Below are 20,799 nucleotides of genomic sequence, written 5' to 3'. Positions count from 1 at the left end.
TCCCGCCGCCCTGGGTCAGGCGGCCGGTGCGGCACTGCCGTCGGTGGCCGTGCTGGCGGCCGTGCCGGCCGTGGCGCCCGAGTCCACCCAGCAGGCGATCGGGTACCCGTCGCTGTTCCTGCTGGTGCTGATCGGGGCGCTGGTGCCGGTGGTGCCGACGGGCGCGCTGGTCAGTTCGGCGGCCGTGGTCGCGTTCCACCAGACGGCGCCCTTCTCGATGGCGCTGGTGTTCGTGACGGCGTCGCTGGCGGCGTTCCTCGGGGACGTGGCGCTGTACTGGCTGGGGCGGCGCGGGATGAAGTCGAGGAACGGCTCCCGCTGGCTGGAGGCGATCCGGGAGCGCGCCCCGGAGGACCGGCTGGAGCAGGCGCAGCGGAAGCTCGCCGACCACGGGGTGGCGGTGCTGGTGCTGTCCCGGCTGATCCCGGCCGGGCGGCTGCCGGTGATGCTGGCCTGTCTGCTCGCGAAGTGGCCGGTGCGGCGCTTCGTGCGCGGCAATCTGCCCGCCTGTCTGGCGTGGGCGGTGACGTACCAGCTGATCGGTGTCCTCGGCGGCTCGCTCTTCGACGAGCCGTGGGAGGGCGTGCTCGCGGCGGTCGTGCTGACCGTGCTGATCAGCGTGGCCCCGGGCCTGTGGCGGCGGATGCGGGGCACGGAGGCGGGCTGACCCTCCCCCGGTCGGCGCGGCGTCCCGGTCACTCCAGGATGCGGGAGCCGCCCACGGGCAGGTCCCACAGGTTCTCGCGGGGCAGACCGGTCCGCTGCCAGGCGGCGCGGACGCGGACGAGGGGTTCCAGGACCGGTTCCGCGGAGAGGACGAACGTGCCCCAGTGCATGGGGGCCATGTGGCGGGCGCCGAGGTCCTGGGCGGCGCGTACCGCCTCCTCCGGGTCGCAGTGGACGTCCGCCAGCCACCAGCGGGGATCGTAGGCGCCGATGGGCAGCAGAGTGAGGTCGATGCCGGGGTAGCGGCGGCCGATGCGGGAGAACCAGTGGCCGTAGCCGGAGTCGCCGGCGAAGTGGACGCGCCGGCCGTCGGGGTCGGTGAGCACCCAGCCGCCCCACAGGGAGCGGCAGGTGTCGGTCAGGGTGCGCTTGGACCAGTGGTGGGCCGGTACGAAGTCGAAGCGGACTCCGTCGAGTTCGGCCGCCTCCCACCAGTCGAGCTCGGTGACGCGGGTGAACGTGCGGCGGTGGAACCAGCGGGCGAGCCCGGCCGGCACGAACACGGGGGTGTCGCGCGGGAGCCGGCGCAGGGTGGGGGCGTCGAGGTGGTCGTAGTGGTTGTGGCTGATGACGACCGCGTCGACGCGCGGCAGCGCCTCCCAGGCGACGCCGACGGGGGTGATCCGGGCGGGAGTGCCGAGGATGCGGCGGGACCAGACCGGGTCGGTCAGCACGGTGAGCCCGCCGATCCGCAGCACCCAACTGGCGTGCCCCACCCAGGTGACGGCGACCGTGCGGGCGTCGACGCGGGGCAGCGGGCCCGGCGCGTACGGCAGCCGGGCGATGTCGGCGAGGCCGTCCGGGGCGGGCCGCAACGCGCCCTCGCGGGCGAAGCGGGCGAGGGCCTTCAGACCGGGCAGCGGGGACGTCAACCGGTCGTGGAAGGTGCGGGGCCACATCCGGCGTTCGGCGAGCGGACGGGGTTCGGCGAGCGGCGGGTACGAGGGAGCCGGGGCGACGGCGGGCTCGGACCCCGGTTCCGGGCCGGCCGTTCCCGTGGTCGGCTCCGGGTGCCGCGTCATCGGGGAGCCTCCCGTCGCCGCCGGGCGTCGTCGCGGAGTTCGTCGAGGACCCAGGTCAGCCGGGTCAACGCGCTCCGCACCTGGGGCAGTTCCAGGGGGTCGGGCGAACCCAGCGCTTCCGCGCGCAGGTCGGCGGTGTCGCCCAGCAGGGGTGCGGTGGACAGCCGTACGCGCGGGGCCTCGAGATCGTCCCCGAAGCGGTGACCGCCCGGTGCGGGCATGCCGAGCCGGGCGGTGAGGAAGTCCTCCAGTTCCTGGGCGTCGCCGATGCCGCGCGCGGTGAGCGCGGGGGCCAGGGGGGAGAGGTCGGCGTAGAGGTGCCGTCCGCAGCACGGGGGCCGGGCCAGGGCGCCCGCGGCGACGACCGCGCGGTGCGCCGCGGCGGCCACGCGCGCGTGCAGGCGCACGGCGTCGGCGACGCGCGCGGTGACCGGCTCGGGCTCGGCCAGCGCGTGGGCGGCCGCGGCGGCGACGGGGGCGGCGACGCGCGCGTCGAGCGCGGTGAGGATGTCCAGCACGCGCGCGTGGAGCGCGTGCCCCTCCGCGCCCGCCGGGAAGCGGGCCACCGCCGCCGGCCAGCCGGGCGGGAGCAGGGCGCCGGCCAGGTCGGTGACCACGGTGACCCGGTCGGGCAGCATCTCGGCGGGGCTGAGCAGCACGGCGTCGTGCGGATCGTGCAGGGTGTCGCGCCAGGTCTCGTCGCTGACCAGGTGCAGCCCCTCGCCGACGGCGGCCTCCAGGGTCTCGTGCAGCAGCTCGGGCGGGGCGACGGTGGCGGTGGGGTCGTCGGCGACGGAGAGCACGAGCAGGCGCGGGTCGCCGCCCTCGGCACGCAGCCGGCGCACGGTCTCCAGGAGGGCGTACGGGTCGGGGACGCCGCCGCTCTCGGCCGGCGTCGGCACATGGAAGGCGGGGCTGCCGAGCAGGCGGGCGTAGGGCGCCCACCAGGCGGCGCAGGGCCGGGGCACCAGGACGTCGCCGCCGATGGCGGCGGTCAGGGCCACCAGCAGGGCGGGGGTGCCCGGGGCCACGGCCACCCGGTCGGGGGCGGCGTGCAGTCCGCGCCGGTCCCCGTAGCCGCAGGCCGCGTCCAGCAGGGCGGGGCCGCCGCCGACCGGCTCGGCGCCGCCGCGGGAGGCGGCCGCGGCGAGCACGGCGGCCAGTTCGGGCAGGACGGGCAGCCCGTCCTCGGGGAGAGACGGCCCGAAACGGACGGGACCGTGCCCTTCCGCATCCGTCCGCCGCATCGCTACCTCCGCGCAGTCCCTTCGTGCCCTAGGCCAGTCAGTACCCAGCGTGCCGCGTGCCATGGGTGGTGGGGCGGGTCGGGCCGTTCACGGCACGGGTGGCGGGCGTCAGCCGTCGGCGCGGGTGGCGCGGTCCCGGTACAGCCGGTGCGCGGCGGCGCCGAACGCGCCCGCGATCAGCAGACCGCCGGCGGCCAGGGCCGGCACGGAGTCGGTGAAGGCGCCGCCCCCACCGGCGTGGACGCCCTGGTGGGCGGGGGCCGAGGGGTGGGGGCAGGGGGTGCCGCCCTTCGACGGGGTGGGCTTCGGGGCGGTGGGCTTCGGTTCGGGGGCCTTCGGGTCCATGGCCTTGGGATCCTTGGCGCCGGGGTCCACGGTCTCGGGAGGCGTGGCCTCGGGATCCTTGTCCTTCGGTCGGGCGGCCTTCGGTTCGAGGGCGGCGTCCGGTTCCTCGAGAGTGTCCGGTTCCGCGAGTTCGCTGTCGGGGGCGGGGATCTCCGCCCCGGTGCCGAGGTCGTCGCCGAACTCGTCCAGGGCGGTGCCGTCCGGTACGAGCGCCTCCGGGTCGGCGGGTTCGAGGGCGGCGTCCGGTTCGGCGGCCCCGGACCCGGCTCCGGACCCGGTGCTCTGCGGTGCGTGGCCCTCCCACTCGTGCCCCTCCGGTTTCGGACAGGGCGAGGGAGAGGCGGTGGCCCAGGACGCCCTGCCGTCCGGGGCGGCGGTCCCCGCGGACGCGGCCGGTGCGAGCGCCGCGAGAACGGCACCGGTGGCGGCGGCGAGGGACAGGGCACGGGCGGTGCGGGACATGGTGCGGGCTCCTTCGAGCGACGGCGGGACACGCGTCGGGTCGCGCCCCACGGCCATCACAGCCCCATCCCCGCCGCGCCGCGCGCCGCCGGACACCATTGGCGGGACCGCGCACCCCCGAGCGGGTGAAGGGCCCGCGCTACTCCTCGCCCTCCCGCATGACCTGTGCCCGGACCCGGCCGCAGCAGCGGCTGATCAGGCGGGAGACGTGCATCTGCGAGATGCCGAGCTCCTCGGCGATGCTGCTTTGCGTCATGTCGCCGAAGAACCGCATGTAGAGGATGGCCCGCTCCCGCTCCGGCAGCGCGGCCAGCCCTTCCTTGACGGCCTCGCGGTCGACCACGGTGTCGAGGGCCGGGTCGGGGGCGCCGAGGGCGTCGCCGAGCGAGTACCCGTCGTCGCTGCCGGGCAGTTCGGCGTCCAGGGACAGCGCGGTGAAGCTGTCCAGCGCCTCCTGGCCGGTACGGACGTCGTCCTCGGTCAGATGGGCGTGCTCGGCGATCTCGGCCACGGTCGGGCGACGGCCGGGGGTGGTCTGGGACAGGTCCTGGGAGGCGTACCGGACGCGGTTGCGCAGGTCCTGGACCCGGCGCGGGACGTGCAGGGTCCACATGTGGTCGCGGAAGTGCCGCTTGATCTCGCCGGTGATGGTCGGCACGGCGTAGCTCTCGAACGCGTTGCCGAGCTCGGGGTCGTACCGGTCGACGGCCTTGACCAGGCCGAGCGCGGCGACCTGGCGCAGGTCGTCGAAGCTCTCGCCGCGACTGCGGAACCGTCCGGCGAGACGGTCCGCCATGGGCAGCCAGGCCTCGACGATCTCGTCGCGGAGCGCGTCCCGCTCCGGTCCCGCGGGCAGTGCGGCGAGCCTTCGGAAGGCGGCGGCGGTGTCGGGGGCGTCGTCGTGCGGGTGGTGCTTCGCGGTCGCTCGGGTGGGCATGGTGCGTCGCAACTCCCTCGGAGGGTGCTCGGGGACGGACGGTCACCGTGGCGAGCGCACAGTTCGGGGACAGGTGCGCCCGGAGCGGTGCGATGCCGCTGCCACGGACGTGCCTCCTGTCCGAAGCACTGGAACTGCGCATGCCCCGGCGTCGTCCGGCCAAACTCCCCGGCCGGGTTTTCCCGGGCGCGCCGGTTCAGGCCGTCGGGGTGTGGAGCGTCTCCGGGGAGGCGGCGCCCTCGGGCTGTCCGGGTGGCAGCAGGAAGTCCTCGTAGCGGCCCAGCATCAGGATCACGCCGAGCATGAGCAGGGGGATGAGCACGGCGAGCACCGCCATGGCCGGTCCTTTCCAGGAGGCGCGTGGGGGGCGTGCGGTGCGGGTCTCCCGCCCTCCGGCGGCCAAACCCGGGGCCGTCACGATCCGGAACCCGAACACCTGTGTTGCCCTCCGCTCCCCGGGTACGCGGTGCGCACCCCCGAAGCATCTGGAGGGAGACATGCAGCGAGGCAGCGACCGGCTCAGCGTTCACCGGGACGACGAGATGAAGCACGAACTGCAGGGTCTGCTGCGGTCCGGGCACCCCACCCGTACCGAGGAGTGGAACGACCCCGAGCCGTCCGCCGAGGACGACCCCGAGGTCGCGTACGGCCCGGTGACACCGAGCCGCGGACCGACGTCACTGGAGTCGGTGCGGCTGGAACTGGCCAGGATCCTCAGCCGCGGGGCGTTCCCCGCGGGTCCGCGCGAGCTGATGCGGGCCCTGGACCGGCGGCACGCGCCCGACGCGCTCATCGAGGCGCTGGAGCGGCTGCCGCGCAAGGCCCGCTACCACAGCGTCCAGGAGCTGGCCGAGGCGCTGACCCGGTCCCGGCAGACGGAGACCGCGTAGCCGGTTCGTCCGGGGCGCCGCGGCCGGTCCGCGGTGCCCCGGCGGCCGGGATCGGAGGGAGGCCCACGGCCATGGCCGAGTTCGTCAAGGACGTGATGACCCCGGGCGTCGTCGCCGTACGCCCGGACGCCTCGATCGTCGAGGCGGCGCAGCTGATGCGCACCCAGAACATCGGCGACGTGGTGGTGGCCGACGGGCAGCGGGTCGTCGGCGTGCTCACCGACCGCGACATCACGGTCCGGGCGGTCGCCGACGGCGCGGACCCGCTCGGTGTGAGCGCCGGGTCGGTGTGCACCCCGGACCCGTTGACGCTCGCCCCGGACGACCCGGTGTCCTCGGCCGTCGCCCTGATGCGCGAGCACGCGATACGCCGGATCCCGGTCGTCGAGGGCGGTCTGCCCGTGGGACTGGTGAGCCTCGGCGATCTGGCCGAGGCGCAGGATCCCGGCTCGGCACTGGCGGACATCAGCCGTGCGGAGCCGGACGAGAACAGCTGAACGAAGGGACGTAGTGCCATCATGCGAATCGCATTCCTGACCGCGCCCGAGGGCGTCGAACAGGTGGAGCTGACCGAGCCGTGGCAGGCGGCCGTGGACGCCGGTCACGAAGCGGTGCTCGTGTCGACGAGCCCGGGGAAGATCCAGGCGTTCAACCATCTCGACAAGGCGGACACCTTCCCCGTGCAGGAGGTCGTCGGCGAGACGTCGGCGGACTCCTTCGGCGCGCTGGTGCTGCCGGGCGGGGTGGCCAACCCGGACTTCCTGCGGATGGACGACAAGGCCGTCGCGTTCGTGCGGGACTTCTTCGACGGGGGCCGGCCGGTCGCCGCGATCTGCCACGCGCCCTGGACCCTGATCGAGGCCGACGTGGTGCGGGGCCGGGTGCTGACCAGCTGGCCCAGCCTGCGGACCGATCTCCGCAACGCCGGCGCCACCTGGGTCGACGAGCAGGTGAAGATCTGCGACCACGGGCCGAACAAGCTGGTCACCAGCCGTAAGCCGGGCGACCTCAAGGCGTTCTGCGAGGCGTTTCTGGAGGTGTTCGGGGCGGAGCGGACCCCGTAAGTACGGGGCCGGTCCCGCCGAAGGGTCAGGTGCCCGGAGTGGTGGGTGTCGTGGTGTCCGCGGCGCTCCGCTCGCGGGCACCTTCGCGTGTGCGGCCCGCGGCGACCGGGCGGCGCGGGTTGCGGCGCAGATATTCGCCCTCCAGCTGCGCCATCCGCTCGTTGTGGGCCCGCAGCGCGTCGTTGGAGCCGTACAGCAGCGTGTCGTGACGCGTGCGGTGGATGGTCTCCAGCTCCTTCATGAGCTGCTGGTCGTCCAGGCGGTTCGGCTCGACTCCGGTCATCGTGGTGCCCCGCTCGTCGTGTGCGTTCATGCGGTCCGGGTACCCGCCGGTCGGCACAAGCACTACCCCGTACGGCAACCGGGAGGGAGCCATGGAACTCGCATTCCTGAATCCACTCTACGAACGTCCCGGCCCTTGGGCCTCCGTCTACGTCGACACCTCCCGGCACACGGAGCACACCCCGCAGGAGCGGCAGCTGACGGCGCAGGCGATGGCCCGGCAGCTGGCCGAGCAGGGCGCGGACGAGGCGACCTGCGAGGCGGTGCGCGGTGCGCTGGAGGAGCTGCGGCACTCCACGGAGCCGTACGGCCGCGCGATGTTCGCCCGGGACGGCGAGGTGGTTCTCGACCCGCCGCTGGCCAGGTCCCCGCAGCGCGACTGGGCGGAGTGGGCGCCGCTGCCCAGGGTCGCGCCGCTGCTGGAGCTGGCCGGTGAGGACCCGATGTGCATCGTCGCCTACGTGGACCGCAAGGGCGCCGACTTCGAGCTGCGCAGCGCGCTCGGCCGCGACGACGCCGGCGGCGTCACCGGACGCCAGTGGCCGCTGCACCGCACCGGATCCGTCGACTGGTCGGAGCGCCATTTCCAGCTGCGGGTGGAGAACACCTGGGAGCACAACGCGGCGGAGATCGCCGACGCGCTCGCCGTCTGTCACGAGGAGACCGGGGCCGATCTGCTGATCCTCGTCGGTGACGACCGTGAGCAGCGGTCGGTGCACGAGCGGCTGCCGCAGCGGCTGCACGACCTGGTGGTGGAGGCCCCGCGCGGGACCGGGAGCAGGCTGCTCGACGAGGACGTGGAGCGGATCCGCGAGGAGCACGTCCAGGACCGGGCCGCCGCGGAGCTGGAGCGGTTCCTCGCCGCCCGGAGCCCCGACGACGAGGGCCGCGCGGGGGCCGTGGAGGGCGTGCCGGCGCTGGTCGAGGCCGCGCGGGAGCACCGGATCGACGAGCTGCTGATCCGGCCGGACTCGGCGGACGCGCACCGTGAGGTGTGGATCGGTGAGGATCCGGACCAGCTGGCGGTGCGGCGTACGGATCTGAAGATCCTCGGTGAGCAGAACTCGTGGCCGGCGCGTGCGGACGACGCGCTGATCCGGTCGGCGGTCGCCACGGACGCGCCCGCGCTGTCGGTGGCCGCGGCGCGGGGTGTGCGGGACGACGCGCCGGCCGGCGGTCTGGGCGCGCTGCTGCGCTGGAAGTGAGTCCCTACGGGCGGTCCTACGGGCGTTCCTACGGGCGTTCCTAGGGGCGCGCTCGTTCCACCCGGCGTTCGTCCCACACCGGTTCGGGTGTCTCCCTCACCTTGCCGTCGCTGCCGAAGACCAGGAACCGGTCGAAGGAGCGGGCGAACCAACGGTCGTGGGTGACGGCCAGCACCGTGCCCTCGAAGCCCTCCAGGCCTTCCTGGAGGGCTTCGGCCGATTCCAGGTCGAGGTTGTCGGTCGGCTCGTCGAGGAGCAGGGCCGTGACGCCCTGGAGTTCCAGCAGCAGGATCTGGAAGCGGGCCTGCTGGCCGCCGGAGAGCCGGTCGAAGGTCTGCTCGGCCTGGAGGGTCAGCTCGTAGCGGCGCAGGCGGGACATGGCGGCGCCCCGGTCCTGGGAGTGCTCGGTCCACAGGATGTCCAGGAGGGTGCGGCCCTCCAGCTCGGGGTGGGCGTGGGTCTGCGCGAAGTGTCCGGGCAGCACCCGCGCGCCGAGTCTCCAGTTCCCGGTGTGCGCCACGTCGTCACCGGCGAGCAGCCGCAGGAAGTGCGACTTGCCGGAGCCGTTGGAGCCGAGGACGGCGACGCGTTCGCCGTAGAAGACCTCCAGGTCGAAGGGTTTCATCAGACCGGTGAGTTCGAGCCGCTCGCAGGTGACGGCGCGGACGCCGGTACGGCCGCCCTTGAGGCGCATCCTGATGTCCTGCTCGCGCGGGGGTTCGGGCGGCGGCCCGGCCTCCTCGAACTTGCGCAGCCTGGTCTGGGCGGCGCGGTAGCGGGACGCCATGTCCGGGCTGTTCTCGGCGGCCTGGCGCAGTGTCAGGACGAGCTTCTTCAGCTGGGCGTGCTTCTCGTCCCAGCGGCGGCGCAGTTCCTCGAAGCGGGCGAAGCGTTCGCTCCGGGCCTGGTGGAAGGTGGCGAAGCCGCCGCCGTGCACCCAGGCGTCGGCGCCGGCGGGCCCCGGTTCGATGGAGACGATCTTCTCGGCGGCGCGGGCCAGGAGTTCGCGGTCGTGGGAGACGAAGAGGACGGTCTTGCGGGTCTCGGCGAGCCGTTCCTCCAGCCAGCGCTTGCCGGGGACGTCGAGGTAGTTGTCCGGCTCGTCGAGCAGCAGCACCTCGTCGTTGCCGCGCAGGAGGGCCTCCAGCACCAGGCGTTTCTGTTCGCCTCCGGAGAGCGTGCGGACCTCGCGCCACTGCGCCTTCTCGTACGGCACGCCCAGCGCGGCCGTGGTGCAGATGTCCCAGAGTGTCTCGGCCTCGTACCCGCGCGCCTCGGCCCAGTCGGCGAGGGCCTGCGCGTACGCCAGCTGGGCGGCCTCGTCGTCGACCGTCATGATGCCGTGCTCGGCGGCGTCGACGGAGCGGGCGGCCTCGCGGATCCTGGGCGGCGCCACGGACACCAGCAGGTCGCGCACGGTCGTCCCGTCCCGTACGGAGCCGACGAACTGGCGCATGACGCCGAGGCCGCCGGAGACGGTGACGGATCCGCCGTGCGGCTTCAGTTCGCCGGCGAGGAGCCGGAGCAGGGTGGTCTTGCCCGCGCCGTTGGGTCCGACGAGGGCCACGACGGCCCCCTCCCCCACCCGGAAGGACACATCGCCCAGGAGCGCCCTCCCGTCGGGGAGGTAGTACTCGAGGTGCGCGGCTTCCAGGTGACCCATGGTGGGGATTCTGCGGGGCCGTCGACGCGGGTGGCAAACGGGTTTCCGGCGTACCAGGATGTGAAACGCCGGTCTCATCATTCGGCCGGTGCGCGTAGCGTGAGTGATCTCCTACGAGAGTGGAAGGGGTGGACTCGGCATGCCGGAAGCGCGGGAGACCGCCGTCTACACACATGGGCACCACGAGTCGGTGCTGCGGTCGCACACCTGGCGGACCGCCGAGAACTCGGCGGCGTACCTCCTCGGGGTCCTGAAGCCCCATATGCGGATCCTGGACATCGGGTGCGGGCCCGGCACCATCACCGCCGACCTGGCGGAACTCGTCCCCGACGGTCGTGTCACCGGTCTCGACCGGGAGCCGGGCATCCTGGAGCGGGCCCGGGCGGTGGCCGGCGAACGGGGGCTGACGAACACCGACTTCGCGGTCGGGGACGTGCACGCGCTGGACTTCCCGGACGACACGTTCTGCGTCGTCCACGCCCATCAGGTGCTCCAGCACGTGGGGGACCCGGTGCGGGCGCTGCGGGAGATGCTGCGGGTGACCAGGCCGGGCGGGTTCGTCGCCGTACGGGACTCGGACTACGCGGCGATGACCTGGTACCCCCTCTCGCCGGGCCTGGACGACTGGCTGGACCTCTACCGGCGGGTGGCCCGCGCCAACGGGGGCGAGCCCGACGCCGGGCGGCGGCTGAAGTCCTGGGCGCTCGCCGCCGGCTGCGCGGACGTCACCGCGACCTCCGGCACCTGGACCTTCTCGACCCCCGAGGAGCGGGCCTGGTGGAGCGGTCTGTGGGCGGACCGCACGGTGGCGTCGTCCTACGCCGAGCGGGCGGTCGACGGCGGGCACGCCACGCGCGAGCGACTGCGGCAGGTGGCCGGGGCGTGGCGGGAATGGGGCACACGGGACGACGGCTGGTTCACGGTGCTGCACGGCGAAATTCTCTGCCGCAAGGAAGTCTGAATCGCGATTCCCGGGCAATCAGAATGTCAGGAGGTTGACATTATGGTTCCCATTCTTCTTGTTCTGCTGCTGGCGCTGATCCTTTTCGGTGCCGGATTCGCGGTAAAGGTCCTCTGGTGGATCGCCCTGGCGGTTCTGATCGTATGGCTGCTGGGATTCTTCATGCGCAGCACGTCGGCGGGCGGGGGCAGGGGCCGCTGGTACCGGTGGTGAGGTGAGGAAATTCCCCGGGACCCGGTCCCGGGGAATTCTCCGGGGCTCAGTCCCGGGGAAGCAGCGGTCCGAGCGGCCCGAGGTCCAGGTTCAGGTCCTCGGGCCGCAGTCCGTAGCGGTCCCGCAGTTCCTCCATGCGGTCCTCGAGCAGCATGAGGGTGAGCCCGACCCTCTCCTCCTGCTCCTCGGTCAGATCCCCCTCGTCGAAACGGCGCAGCGCCTGGCGCTCCATGAGCTGGCGGAGCAGTTCCACGACGGTGAGCACCAGCTTGATCAGGTCGCGTTCGACCGTGTCCGGCTCCAGGTCCAGCCGCCCGCGCCGACTGCCGTGCGGCTCGACGTGTCCGCCGTCCGGGCCGGCCGTCACCGCGGCTCCTCGAAGGGCGAGGGGACCCGCGCGTTCACGGAGCTGATGAGCGCGCTGAGATCGATGCGGACCAGGTCGACGTCCGCGATGCGCAGCGTGATGTCGCCCTTGATGACGACTCCGCCGGCCAGCAGCCGGTCGAGCAGATCCACCAGGGCTATCTCGCGGCGTTCGACGACGGTCACGGCCCCTCCTCCTCGGCGGTTTCCTCACCCGCGAACGAATAGGCCGCCCAGGGGCCGGTGAGTTCGACACGTATTCCGGGAATCCCGTCCTTGGTCAGGTCCACCTGTTCCACGAATTCCTCGGATTTCACCCGCGGCACGAGATAGGCGGCGTTGAGCACATTGCGCCCGGCGGCGCCGGAGAGCGTGGGATTCTGCGGTGCGTGCAGCCGGGAGTCCTCGGCGGACGCGGAAAGCGTCTCGTGCAGCTGGGTGGCGAACGTCTCGGCCCGTTGCCACAGGTCGTCCTGTGATTTCGTCTCCATGCGCCGCCGGCGCAGATAGTCCCGGCCGGACGCCGGCTTCGGCGCGGGCCCGGCGGGCGCCTCCGGTACCGGTTCCGATTCGACGTAGACCTTGACGCCCCACTCGACCCGGCCCTCCAGCCGGTCCAGCGTGCGCAGGAAGCTCTCCTCGCGCGCCTCGATCATGGACCGTACGCCGCTGTCGTCGCGGAACACGGTGCCGAGGCGCAGCGGCAGCGGGGTGGTGACGGTGGTGAGCGCGTCGATCACGCCCTGGTGGGCGCGGGCGACCGCGGTCAGCCAGTCGAGGTCCTCGAGATGGGAGCGCAGCGGCTCCTCGCCGAAGTCCGCCTCGGGGACATGGCTGACGACCGCGACCAGGCCGTGGTGGGGCACCAGCCGGGGCGGATCGCCCGCGACCCCGGTCAGCTGGGACTGGAGCGGCGTGCCGAAGGGACGGCAGACCGCGTAGACGTACCGCAGTCCGGTCACGGGCTCTCCTCCCGTTCGTGACGGGGTTCCAGCTCCTGGAGCCGGGCCAGCCGCTCACGCAACTCGGCGTTCTCCCGCGTCAGCTCGTCGCGGCGGGCGCGGGAGGACAACGCCGGGTCGGACTCCCACCAGTCGATCCCCATCTCCTTCGCCTTGTCGACGGAGGCGACCACGAGACGCAGCTTGATGGTGAGCAGCTCGATGTCCAGCAGGTTGATGCGGATGTCGCCCGCGATCACGACTCCCTTGTCGAGCACCCGCTCCAGGATGTCGGCGAGGTTGGCGCCGCTTCCCTGGCCGTAGGGCTCGGGGAGCCGGCTGGGGGTGGTCATCGGCGGCTCCGGCTCTCGGGCTCCTCTTCCTCGTACTCGTCCTCGTACTCGTCCTCCGGGTACTCGTCCTCCTCGTAGACGTCCTCGGACTCGTCGGACGCCTCGGGTTCGCCGCCCTCCTCGTCGTCCTCGTCCTCCTCGACGTCCTCTTCCTCGTCCTCCGGCTCGTACTCCTCCTCGGGTTCCGTGCCGGACTCGTCCTCGCCCCCGGGCTCCTCGTCGTACTCGTCCTCGGAGGTCTCGCTCTCCTCCTCGGCAAGGGCGTCCTCGTGGCTGCGGACCACCTCGCCGTCGCGGATCTCGCCCCGCCAGCCGTCCTCGGCCTCGCCCTTGAGGGTGATGAAACGGGCGAAGTTCTTCAGGTCGAGCCGGGCACGGCGGCCCTGGGCGCGCCAGATGTTGCCGGTCTTCTCGAAGAAGCCCGAGGGGTAGTACTCCATGACCAGCAGCACGCGGGTGAGGTTGTCGTCCAGGCGGTGGAAGGAGACGACGCCCTTCGTCGTGCCCTTGGCGCCCTCCGAGGACCAGGCGATCCGGTCGTCGGCGACCTGCTCGGTGGTCGCGGCCTTCCAGCTGCGGTTGGACCAGAGGACCTTCAGACGCCAGTCCGAGGTGGTGTCGTCGGACTTGTCGGCGCTCGTGACGCCCTTGGCGAAGGTGCTGAAGTCCTGGAACTGGGTCCACTGGTCGTAGGCCGTGCGCAGCGGGACCCCGACGTCGATGTACTCCATGATGACGGTGGGCTTGCCGCCCGCCGAGGTCTTGCGCTTGTCCTTGCCGCCGCCGCCCAGGCCCTTGAGTGCGCCCATCACATCGTCCTTGGCCCGTGAGGCGCCGAGTTCGACGGCGCTGCGCAGGGGGCTCTTGCCCTCGGCTATCTTGCGTCCGCCGTCGAGGGCCAGCTTGGCGAAGCCGGGGCTGTTGCCCTCGGCGATGTCGTTGAGCTTGTTGGTGGTCTCGCCCAGCTTCTGGCCGAGGCCGGTCAGCAGGCGGGTGGCCTGGGCCGCGAGGTAGTCCTGGAGTTCGGCCTTGAGCCGGTCGGCCGCCTCGCTGTGGGCCACGTCGGCGAGCGGGCTGCTTGCCGCCGCCCGGCTCGCGCCGTCGCCCGCGGCGGAGCCGGCCCGTCCGAGGGTCTCGGTCATCGTTCACCGCCTCCCTTCGAGGTACGGGAGCGGGCGTCCCGGGAGGCCGCCGCGGTCTTCTTGGCGGCGGTCTTCTTGGCGGGAGCCGTCTTCTTGGCCGCGGCCTTCTTGGCGGGGGCGGCCTTCTTCGCCGGTGCCTTCTTGGCCGCGGCCTTCTTCACCGGACGCTCGGGCTCGGGGGCCGGCTCCTCCCGCGGCTCCCGGTCGTCGTCCTCCGCCTCCTCGGCGTGCTCCCCGGCGTCCGCGTCGGCCGGCTCCTCCGGCTCGGCGCCCGTCAGCCGGTCCCGCATCTCGGCGGTACGGCCGTGCAGCCGGTCGGCGAGGGAGTCGAGCTGCCGCTCGACCAGCGCCCCGGAGGCCGCCTTGCCGACGCCGCGCAGATCACCGCGCACCTGGTCGCCGAGCTCCTTGAACTGAGGGTTGTCCCGCAGCTGCCGGGACACCAGGTCACCGACCATGCGCGGACTGAGATTCAGCTTCTTGCCGGCCACCAGTCCGCCGACGGCCATCGCCATCTTCAGCTTCTTGGTCCGGCCGAGGAGGTATCCGGCCCCGATCGCGAGGCCCAGTGCCGTTCGATTCATCGTGGTGCCGTCCCGTCCCCTGTAGCCGTTCCTGTGCGCATCGCGGTCTCCAACCGGTCGAGGAGTTCGTCCTCCTGCCGGTCGAACTCCTCCTCGGAGATCTCTCCGGCCTCCAGCCGCTCCTCCAGCCGGGCCAGTTCGGCGCGTACCGTGGCGGGGTCGTAGTAGATGCGCTCCGCCTCCCGCAGCACCTGCTGGATGGCCCAGCGGCTGCCGCGCACCGGGGCGAACGGCAGCAGCAGGACCTCCGAGATCAGTCCCATGTCGTCACCCCGCTCCGGTGTCCGTCCCGCCCGCCGCGGTGCCCGCCGGCTCGGCCGGGCCGGGCTCGACGAAGCTGTACGGCGGCAGCGGGCCGTTCAGCCGCACCTCCAGGTGGGGCATGTCCTTGCGGGCCTGCTCCACCGCGGCCAGGAACTCCTCCGCCGTCTCCCGCCTGACCAGGTACGACACATTGGCGAGCCAGCCCGTGGACTCGGGGCCCACGCTCACCGCGTCGGCGGCCGGCTCCAGGGCCCGCTCCAGCGCAACGGCGTCCTCGGCCTCCTTGCCCTTGACCGCGGCGGCGACCATCTCGCCGAGCTGGAGCTTCTGCTCGTAACTGCCGCCACCGGCCTGCCGGTTGGCCTCGGCGAGGGCGCGGATCTCCGGGTTGCCGGCCATGACGTGGTGCAGGACGGCGTCCTCGACGTGGTTGGCCTTGACGTTGTACTCGACCCGGTCGTCCAGCGCCCGCAGCCGTTCCGCGTAGTGCTCGGCGCGCTCGGCGAGGACACCGGTGACGGCGTCGTCGTCCGGCGCGACGCTGCCGAAGCGCATGGGCAGCACACAGCCCGCGGCGCCGGCCTCGCTGAGCACGTTCTGGTGGGCGAGGAGCTCCCTGCGCTTGGGGCGCAGGTCCTCGGGGGCGTCGCTGACCACGGCCGCCAGGTCGCCCTCGCGCAGGACGCGCACCGGCAGCGGCGGATCACCGACGCCGCCCATGCCCTCGGGGAGGCCCGGGTGCGAGGTCGCGGTGATGCCGTAGATGTAGGTGCTCACTCCTGTTCCTCCTTCCGGCGGGCCGACGTGCTCTTGCGGGGCCGCGGACGCGACTCGGTCTCGCGCTCACGCTCGGAGCCGCCCTCACGCGCCTGCCTGAACGCGTCGGAGACGGTTTCGGCGGCGCCGGACAGCGCCCCCTTGGACTTGCCGCGGGCGCCGGACTCGGTGACCTCGCCGACGATCTCGGGCAGGCCCGGGCTCTTGCGGGGTCCGGCCTCCAGGTCGAGGCGGTTGCACGCCTCGGCGAAGCGGAGATACGTGTCGACGCTGGCGACGACGACTCGAACGTCGATCTTGAGTATTTCGATACCGACCAGGGATACGCGCACGAAGGCGTCGATGACGAGCCCCCTGTCCAGAACGAGCTCGAGCACGTCGTAGAGGCCACTGCTGCCGCCTCCGCCGCCGGTCTGTTGTGCCGGTACGACTGTCATGCCGGTTGTTCCTCCTTCTCCGTGGGTGGTGTGGGTGCGGCCGGGGCCTAGCGGCCGCCGGGCCGGGGGTCGGCCCGCCCGCGTTCGTAGCGACGGACGCGGCGGTAGCCGGTGAGCTGCCCCTCGGGGTCCAGCTCGACCTGGTAACTCGCCATCAGGCTCATCGTGTCGGGCACACGCTCGAGTTCGAGGACCTCGACCTCCAGCGCCCACCCCTCCTCCGTCCGCTCGAAGGACGACACGGACTCGGCTTCCATCCCGGTGAGCTCCGCGAGCTGTCCGCGCGCCTGCTTCAGCAGCGCCATCGGGCTCGGCCGTTCGGTGGCTTCGGTGTCGTCGGGCTCGCGGGATTCCTGTGAGTCCTGGGTCCCCTGTGAACCCTGTGGCTCCTCGGTTTTCCTCGTGTTCGACATCTCCTCCCGTGTGGCCGCAAGCGTGTTCGCCAAACCTCTACACATTCACCGAGTTGCCACACGGGGCCTTTCAGCCGCGCAGCGCGGCCAGTCGACGGCGGGCCGGCCCGAGCGCGCGTCCCCGGCGCGGCAGGTCCGCCCACGGGTCGGTGCGTGCCTGCTCGACGGCGTCGGCGACGGTCCAGCGGCGGGCGTGCAGCTCCGGGTCGTCGAGCCCGTCCCAGGCGAGGGGCGTGGCGACGGGGGCGCCGGGCAGGGCGCGGACGGTGTAGGGGGCGACGGCGGTCTGCGCGTAGGCGTTGCGCTGGATGTCGAGGTAGAGCCGGTCGCCGCGGTCCTTCTTGCGGGCGGCGGTGGTGAGCCGGTCGGGGTGGGCGGCGGCGAGGACGTCGGCGACCTCGCGGGCGAAGGCGCGTACGTCGTCGAAGTCGTCGTCGCCGCTCAGCGGCACGACCACGTGCAGGCCCCGGGAGCCGGTGGTCATCAGCCCGGAGGGCAGGTTCAGCCGGTCGAGCAGCTCTCCCAGCGGCCGCGCCGCCTCCCGCACGGCCTCGAAGTCGTCGCCCGGGGGGTCGAGGTCGAACACCAGCCGGTCCGGCCGGTGCACCCGGTCGGTGCGGGACAGCCAGCGGTGCAGCGTGATGCTCGCCTGGTCGACGAGATAGAGGAGGGTGGCGGTGTCGTCGCACACGGTGTGCGTGACGGTGCCGCCCTCCTTCGCGACCTCGGCCCGGGTGATCCAGTCCGGATAGGCGTCCGGGGTGTTCTTCTGCATGAAGGCCGGCCCGTCGATGCCGTCCGGGCGGCGGTCCAGCATCAGCGGGCGGCCCCTCAGATGCGGCAGCATGAACGGGGCGACGGCCCTGTGGTAGTCGACGAGGTCGCCCTTGGTGTACTCCCCCGCGTCCCCGCCGCCGGGGAAGAGGACCTTGTCCGGCCGGCGGATCTCCACGGAGCGACGGCCGGCCCGTACGGTGCGCGACCCGTCGTCGCTCACGACACGACCGCCTCCCCCACCAGCAGCCGGCCGGCCGCCGCGATCGACTCGGCGTCGATGCCCGCGGCGTGCAGCTGCTCCCCGGGGGAGGCCGAGCCGGGCATGTCCCGCACCCCCAGCCGCACCAGACGCGGTACGGGGCGCCCGTCGGCGAAGGCCTCCGCGACCGCGTCCCCGAGGCCGCCCTCGGGGTGGTGGTCCTCGACCGTCACCAGGCAGCCGGTCTCCTCGGCGGCCGTGCGCAGCGTCTCCCGGTCGACCGGCTTCACCGAGTACAGGTCGATCACCCGTGCGGCGATGCCCTCGCCCTCCAGGGCGTCGGCGGCGGCCAGCGCCTCCGGGACGGTGACGCCCGCCGCGACGAGGGTGAGCCGGTCGCGGTCGGAGGAGCGCAGCACCTTGCTGCCGCCGACGGGGAACTCCTCGTCGGGGCCGTAGATCACCTGGCTCGCACCGCGCGAGGTGCGCAGATAGCGGATGCCGTCGAGGTCGGCCATCGCGGCGACGAGCCGCGCGGTCTGGTTGGCGTCGCACGGGTACAGCACGGTCGAGCCGTGCACCGCGCGCATCATCGCCAGGTCCTCCAGGCCCATCTGGCTGGGGCCGTCCTGACCGATGGCGACGCCCGCGTGCGAGCCGACGAGGGCGATGCCGGAGCCGCTGACCGACGCCATGCGGATGAAGTCGTGGGCGCGGGTGAGGAAGGCGGCGAAGGTCGCGGCGTACGGCACCCAGCCGCGCGCCGCCATGCCGACGGCCGCGGCGACCATCTGCTGCTCGGCGATGTAGCACTCGAAGTAGCGCTCGGGGTGTGCCTTGGCGAAGGCCTCCGCGCGGGTGGAGTCGCCGACCTCCCCGTCCAGGGCCACGACGTCACGGCGCGCGGTGCCGAGGGCGGCCAGCGCCTCACCGAACGCGTTGCGGGTGGCCACCTCCTCGCCCTTGTCCCAGCGGGGCAGGTCGGGCCGTCCGGTGTGCCCGGGGAACGATGTACCGGCGGTTCCGGGGGCGGCCGGCGGCTCGACCCGGATGCGCAGATCGCGGGGGCCGCCGAGTTCGGCGATCGCCTCGTCGGCCTCGGGCAGCGGCTTGCCGTGCAGGCCCTCGCGGTCCTGGACCGCCTCGACGCCCTTGCCCTTGAGGGTGCGGGCGAGGATCGCGGTGGGCTGGCCCTTGGTGGAGAGGGCCTCCCCGTAGGCGCGGTCGACGGCGTCCACGTCGTGGCCGTCCACCTCGACGGTGTGCCAGCCGAAGGCCTGGAAGCGGCGGGCGTAGGCGTCCAGGTCGTGGCCGTGGCGGGTGGGGCCGCGCTGCCCGAGCCGGTTGACGTCCACGATCAGCGTGAGGTTGTCCAGGTGCTCGTACGCGGCGTGCTCGGCGGCCTCCCACACCGAGCCCTCGGCCAGTTCGCTGTCGCCGCACAGCACCCACACCCGGTAGTCGGCGTGGTCCAGCCGCTTCCCCGCCATCGCGATGCCGGCGCCGACGGGGAAGCCCTGGCCGAGCGAGCCGGTGGCCGTCTCGATCCAGGGCAGTCGCCGGGGGGTGGGGTGGCCTTCGAGGCGGCTGCCGTTCTTGCGGAAGGTGAGCAGTTCCTCGTCGTCGATGGCCCCGGCCGCCTTGTAGAGGGCGTACATCAGGGGCGACGCGTGCCCCTTGGAGAGGACGAAGCGGTCGTTGCCCGGGTGGTCGGGGCGCTCGAAGTCGTAGCGGAGGTGGCGGGCGAACAGCACGGCCATCAGGTCCGCCGCGGACATCGACGACGTGGGGTGCCCGGAGCCCGCGGCGGCCGCGGCGCGGACACTGTCCACGCGCAACTGCTGTCCGAGCTCGACGAGTTCACCGGTGTTCATGAGTCTCCTTCGGAGGGTCGGTCGGTACGCCTGACGGGGCCGGGCGCGACGTCGGGACCGGGCGGCGGCTGGTCGGGTGGCGGAGTGACGGTGGGCCGGCCCTTCGCGGGCTGCTTCTTCGCGGGCTCACCGCCCGGCTGCTTCTTCGCGGCCTCACCACCCGGCTGCTTCTTCGCGGCCTCACCACCGGGCTGGTTCTTCGCCGGCTCCGCGCCCTGCCGGGCAGACGCCGACGGCTCGGTGCCGTCCCCCGGCGCCCGCTCCCGCCCCGGCTTGCCCGGTACCCGCGCCAGTTCCGGCGACGCCGTGTCCAGCGGCACCGACCAGGACCGTACGAGACCCAACTGGACCGCCTGACGCGGCAGTACGGCGTCGAGCAGCCAGTCGGCCGCGACCCGCACCCGGTTTCCGGGCATCGCCGCGAGGTGGTAGCCACGGGTGACCGCTCCCGCCGCCACCCCGGACAGGTTGACGCCGAGCGGGTTGGCGGCGGCCTTGACGCCGCCCAGGTCCACCACGAACCCCATGTCCTTGTGCCGGTAGGCACGTCGCTCCCCCTCGCCGAACGACGCGGCGACGTTGTGCCCGCACACCTTGCCCTGCCGCCAGGCGTGCTGCGCCGTCATCGGCGTGTACTGACCCGGCTTCTCCAGATCGGGCACCGCGGCCGCGTCGCCGCAGGCGAACACCTCCGGCCGGCCGGGTACTTGCAGGTGCGGGTCGACGAGCAGCCGGCCGCGTTCCATGGGCAGCCCGAGCGACTCGGCGAGCGGGTCGGGGCGTACGCCCACGCACCACACCAGGGTGTGCGTGTCGACGAACTCCCCGTCGGTCAGCAGCACTCCCTCGTGCGTGGCCTCCTTCACGGAGGTGCCCATCCGCACGTCCACGCCCCGCTCCCGCAGCACGGTGTCGGCAGTGCGGGAGAGCCGTTCGTCCAGCTCGGGCAGGACCCGGTCGGCGATGTCGAGCAGCATCCAGCGGGGCCGCATCCCGGTCCGCATGGGGTGCTTGCTGACCTGCGCGTCGGTGAACAGCTGCCCGTGCGCGGCGACTTCGGTGCCGGTGTAGCCGGCGCCGACCACGACGAAGGTGCAGCGCGCGGCGCACCGCTTGGGATCGTCGGTGGCGGTGGCGAGCTCCACCTGCCGGGTCACGTGGTCGCGCAGGTACAGCGCCTCGGGCAGCCCGCGGAAGCCGTGCGCGTGCTCGGCGACACCGGGGATCGGCAGCAGCTTGTTGACGCTGCCGGCCGCGAGCACCAGCCGGTCGTAGGAGAGGGTGCCGCCGTCGCCCTCCGGGCCGGTGTAGTGCACCTGCCGGGCGTCGAGGTCGATGCGGTCGGACTCCCCCAGCACCAGCTTCACGTGCGGCAGCGTGTGGGAGAGGGAGACCGTGACCCGGCGGGGTTCCAGGATGCCGGCGGCGACCTGGGGCAGCAGGGGCAGGTACAGGAAGTAGTCGGTGGGGTTGAGCAGGACGATCTCGGCGCGGCCACGGGCCAGCCTGGAGAGGGTGTGCGCCGTGCGGTAACCGGCGAAGCCGGCACCGACGATCACAATGCGGGGTCGACTCACGGTTCGCCTCCGGCGCTGTCGCGGACGTCGGGAGACTTCCGCGTCCCCCTGGTCGGGGCCGCCAAACGTCCTCCGGTT

27 protein-coding genes are annotated in these 20,799 nt (G+C 73.1%); 7 read left to right on the top strand and 20 right to left on the bottom strand.

Annotated features, from left to right (window positions below):
• Nucleotides 1–43 precede the first annotated feature (43 nt).
• Nucleotides 44–667, top strand: coding sequence for a DedA family protein (locus ACZ470_RS08895; protein ID WP_468426294.1), 624 nt, complete (start codon nucleotides 44–46; stop codon nucleotides 665–667).
• A gap of 28 nt (nucleotides 668–695) precedes the next feature.
• Here ACZ470_RS08895 and ACZ470_RS08890 read toward each other — a convergent pair whose 3' ends face one another.
• From ACZ470_RS08890 to ACZ470_RS08870, 5 genes are all read right to left on the bottom strand, one after another.
• Complete coding sequence (locus tag ACZ470_RS08890) at nucleotides 696–1,748, bottom strand: MBL fold metallo-hydrolase (RefSeq protein WP_468425782.1); 1,053 nt, start codon at nucleotides 1,746–1,748, stop codon at nucleotides 696–698.
• Nucleotides 1,745–2,995, bottom strand: a complete 1,251-nt coding sequence (locus ACZ470_RS08885; protein ID WP_468425780.1) for an aminotransferase class I/II-fold pyridoxal phosphate-dependent enzyme — start codon at nucleotides 2,993–2,995, stop codon at nucleotides 1,745–1,747. Before ACZ470_RS08885 ends, ACZ470_RS08890 begins: the two co-directional genes overlap by 4 nt.
• A gap of 108 nt (nucleotides 2,996–3,103) precedes the next feature.
• Entirely contained in the window at nucleotides 3,104–3,802 is a 699-nt protein-coding gene (locus tag ACZ470_RS08880; protein ID WP_468425778.1) for a hypothetical protein, read from the bottom strand.
• A 139-nt stretch (nucleotides 3,803–3,941) separates the two neighbouring features.
• Entirely contained in the window at nucleotides 3,942–4,739 is a 798-nt protein-coding gene (locus ACZ470_RS08875; RefSeq protein WP_468425777.1) for an RNA polymerase sigma factor SigF, read from the bottom strand.
• Nucleotides 4,740–4,935: 196 nt separating this feature from the next.
• Nucleotides 4,936–5,076: a hypothetical protein gene (locus ACZ470_RS08870; RefSeq protein ID WP_468425775.1), complete on the bottom strand. Its 141-nt coding sequence runs from the start codon at nucleotides 5,074–5,076 to the stop codon at nucleotides 4,936–4,938.
• A 160-nt stretch (nucleotides 5,077–5,236) separates the two neighbouring features.
• Here ACZ470_RS08870 and ACZ470_RS08865 point away from each other — a divergent pair, with 160 nt between their 5' ends.
• The 3 genes from ACZ470_RS08865 (at nucleotide 5,237) to ACZ470_RS08855 (ending at nucleotide 6,693) form a co-directional block, all read left to right on the top strand.
• A complete protein-coding gene (locus tag ACZ470_RS08865; RefSeq protein ID WP_468425773.1) occupies nucleotides 5,237–5,629 on the top strand; it encodes a DUF2795 domain-containing protein in 393 nt (130 codons plus the stop codon).
• Nucleotides 5,630–5,700: 71 nt separating this feature from the next.
• Nucleotides 5,701–6,126 carry a CBS domain-containing protein gene (locus ACZ470_RS08860; protein WP_468425771.1) on the top strand — a complete coding sequence of 142 codons (426 nt, stop codon included), beginning with the start codon at nucleotides 5,701–5,703 and terminating at the stop codon, nucleotides 6,124–6,126.
• Nucleotides 6,127–6,147: 21 nt separating this feature from the next.
• On the top strand, nucleotides 6,148–6,693 hold the full coding sequence (locus ACZ470_RS08855; protein ID WP_468425769.1) for a type 1 glutamine amidotransferase domain-containing protein: 546 nt from the start codon (nucleotides 6,148–6,150) through the stop codon (nucleotides 6,691–6,693).
• 25 nt (nucleotides 6,694–6,718) lie between these two features.
• Here the strand turns inward: ACZ470_RS08855 and ACZ470_RS08850 are convergent, their stop codons facing one another.
• Complete coding sequence (locus ACZ470_RS08850; RefSeq protein WP_468425767.1) at nucleotides 6,719–7,006, bottom strand: DUF6158 family protein; 288 nt, start codon at nucleotides 7,004–7,006, stop codon at nucleotides 6,719–6,721.
• Nucleotides 7,007–7,067: 61 nt separating this feature from the next.
• On the opposite strand from ACZ470_RS08850, the gene ACZ470_RS08845 reads away from it, so the two are divergent.
• Nucleotides 7,068–8,180 (top strand): baeRF2 domain-containing protein, encoded by a 1,113-nt coding sequence (locus ACZ470_RS08845; protein ID WP_468425765.1) that lies wholly within the window; start codon nucleotides 7,068–7,070, stop codon nucleotides 8,178–8,180.
• 40 nt (nucleotides 8,181–8,220) lie between these two features.
• Here the strand turns inward: ACZ470_RS08845 and ACZ470_RS08840 are convergent, their stop codons facing one another.
• Nucleotides 8,221–9,843: an ABC-F family ATP-binding cassette domain-containing protein gene (locus ACZ470_RS08840; protein ID WP_468425763.1), complete on the bottom strand. Its 1,623-nt coding sequence runs from the start codon at nucleotides 9,841–9,843 to the stop codon at nucleotides 8,221–8,223.
• Between the two features lie 139 nt (nucleotides 9,844–9,982).
• Between ACZ470_RS08840 and ACZ470_RS08835 the strand changes: the two genes are divergently transcribed.
• Together ACZ470_RS08835 and ACZ470_RS08830 are read left to right on the top strand one after the other, a co-directional pair.
• Nucleotides 9,983–10,804: a class I SAM-dependent methyltransferase gene (locus ACZ470_RS08835; protein WP_468425761.1), complete on the top strand. Its 822-nt coding sequence runs from the start codon at nucleotides 9,983–9,985 to the stop codon at nucleotides 10,802–10,804.
• 42 nt (nucleotides 10,805–10,846) lie between these two features.
• Nucleotides 10,847–11,017, top strand: coding sequence for a hydrophobic protein (locus ACZ470_RS08830; protein WP_073931265.1), 171 nt, complete (start codon nucleotides 10,847–10,849; stop codon nucleotides 11,015–11,017).
• Nucleotides 11,018–11,063: 46 nt separating this feature from the next.
• Here the strand turns inward: ACZ470_RS08830 and ACZ470_RS08825 are convergent, their stop codons facing one another.
• From ACZ470_RS08825 to ACZ470_RS08765, 13 genes are all read right to left on the bottom strand, one after another.
• Complete coding sequence (locus ACZ470_RS08825) at nucleotides 11,064–11,384, bottom strand: gas vesicle protein K (protein WP_468425759.1); 321 nt, start codon at nucleotides 11,382–11,384, stop codon at nucleotides 11,064–11,066.
• Nucleotides 11,381–11,569, bottom strand: a complete 189-nt coding sequence (locus tag ACZ470_RS08820; RefSeq protein WP_468425757.1) for a gas vesicle protein — start codon at nucleotides 11,567–11,569, stop codon at nucleotides 11,381–11,383. The genes ACZ470_RS08825 and ACZ470_RS08820 overlap by 4 nt, the downstream gene beginning before the upstream one ends.
• Nucleotides 11,566–12,345: a GvpL/GvpF family gas vesicle protein gene (locus ACZ470_RS08815; protein WP_468425755.1), complete on the bottom strand. Its 780-nt coding sequence runs from the start codon at nucleotides 12,343–12,345 to the stop codon at nucleotides 11,566–11,568. Before ACZ470_RS08815 ends, ACZ470_RS08820 begins: the two co-directional genes overlap by 4 nt.
• The gene (locus ACZ470_RS08810) at nucleotides 12,342–12,677 is read right to left on the bottom strand and encodes a gas vesicle protein (RefSeq protein WP_468425754.1); all 336 of its coding nucleotides are present in this window, start codon (nucleotides 12,675–12,677) and stop codon (nucleotides 12,342–12,344) included. The genes ACZ470_RS08815 and ACZ470_RS08810 overlap by 4 nt, the downstream gene beginning before the upstream one ends.
• The gene (locus ACZ470_RS08805; RefSeq protein WP_468425753.1) at nucleotides 12,674–13,819 is read right to left on the bottom strand and encodes an SRPBCC family protein; all 1,146 of its coding nucleotides are present in this window, start codon (nucleotides 13,817–13,819) and stop codon (nucleotides 12,674–12,676) included. Before ACZ470_RS08805 ends, ACZ470_RS08810 begins: the two co-directional genes overlap by 4 nt.
• On the bottom strand, nucleotides 13,816–14,403 hold the full coding sequence (locus ACZ470_RS08800; RefSeq protein WP_468425752.1) for a DNA primase: 588 nt from the start codon (nucleotides 14,401–14,403) through the stop codon (nucleotides 13,816–13,818). Before ACZ470_RS08800 ends, ACZ470_RS08805 begins: the two co-directional genes overlap by 4 nt.
• Complete coding sequence (locus ACZ470_RS08795) at nucleotides 14,400–14,666, bottom strand: gas vesicle protein GvpG (RefSeq protein ID WP_468425750.1); 267 nt, start codon at nucleotides 14,664–14,666, stop codon at nucleotides 14,400–14,402. The genes ACZ470_RS08800 and ACZ470_RS08795 overlap by 4 nt, the downstream gene beginning before the upstream one ends.
• A 4-nt stretch (nucleotides 14,667–14,670) precedes the next feature.
• Complete coding sequence (locus ACZ470_RS08790; RefSeq protein WP_468425748.1) at nucleotides 14,671–15,444, bottom strand: GvpL/GvpF family gas vesicle protein; 774 nt, start codon at nucleotides 15,442–15,444, stop codon at nucleotides 14,671–14,673.
• The gene (locus ACZ470_RS08785; RefSeq protein WP_468425746.1) at nucleotides 15,441–15,881 is read right to left on the bottom strand and encodes a gas vesicle structural protein GvpA; all 441 of its coding nucleotides are present in this window, start codon (nucleotides 15,879–15,881) and stop codon (nucleotides 15,441–15,443) included. The genes ACZ470_RS08790 and ACZ470_RS08785 overlap by 4 nt, the downstream gene beginning before the upstream one ends.
• A 47-nt stretch (nucleotides 15,882–15,928) precedes the next feature.
• Nucleotides 15,929–16,294 (bottom strand): gas vesicle protein GvpO, encoded by a 366-nt coding sequence (locus ACZ470_RS08780; protein ID WP_468425744.1) that lies wholly within the window; start codon nucleotides 16,292–16,294, stop codon nucleotides 15,929–15,931.
• 70 nt (nucleotides 16,295–16,364) lie between these two features.
• Nucleotides 16,365–17,291: a non-homologous end-joining DNA ligase gene (gene ligD / locus ACZ470_RS08775; protein WP_468425742.1), complete on the bottom strand. Its 927-nt coding sequence runs from the start codon at nucleotides 17,289–17,291 to the stop codon at nucleotides 16,365–16,367.
• Entirely contained in the window at nucleotides 17,288–19,144 is a 1,857-nt protein-coding gene (locus ACZ470_RS08770) for a transketolase (RefSeq protein WP_468425740.1), read from the bottom strand. The genes ligD and ACZ470_RS08770 overlap by 4 nt, the downstream gene beginning before the upstream one ends.
• On the bottom strand, nucleotides 19,141–20,721 hold the full coding sequence (locus tag ACZ470_RS08765; protein ID WP_468425739.1) for an NAD(P)/FAD-dependent oxidoreductase: 1,581 nt from the start codon (nucleotides 20,719–20,721) through the stop codon (nucleotides 19,141–19,143). The genes ACZ470_RS08770 and ACZ470_RS08765 overlap by 4 nt, the downstream gene beginning before the upstream one ends.
• Between the last annotated feature and the right edge of the window lie 78 nt (nucleotides 20,722–20,799).

Source organism: Streptomyces sp. NPDC031111, from assembly GCF_055570675.1.
Note: the sequence above shows the minus strand (reverse complement) of the source record. Positions and strands in the feature narration are given on the sequence as shown.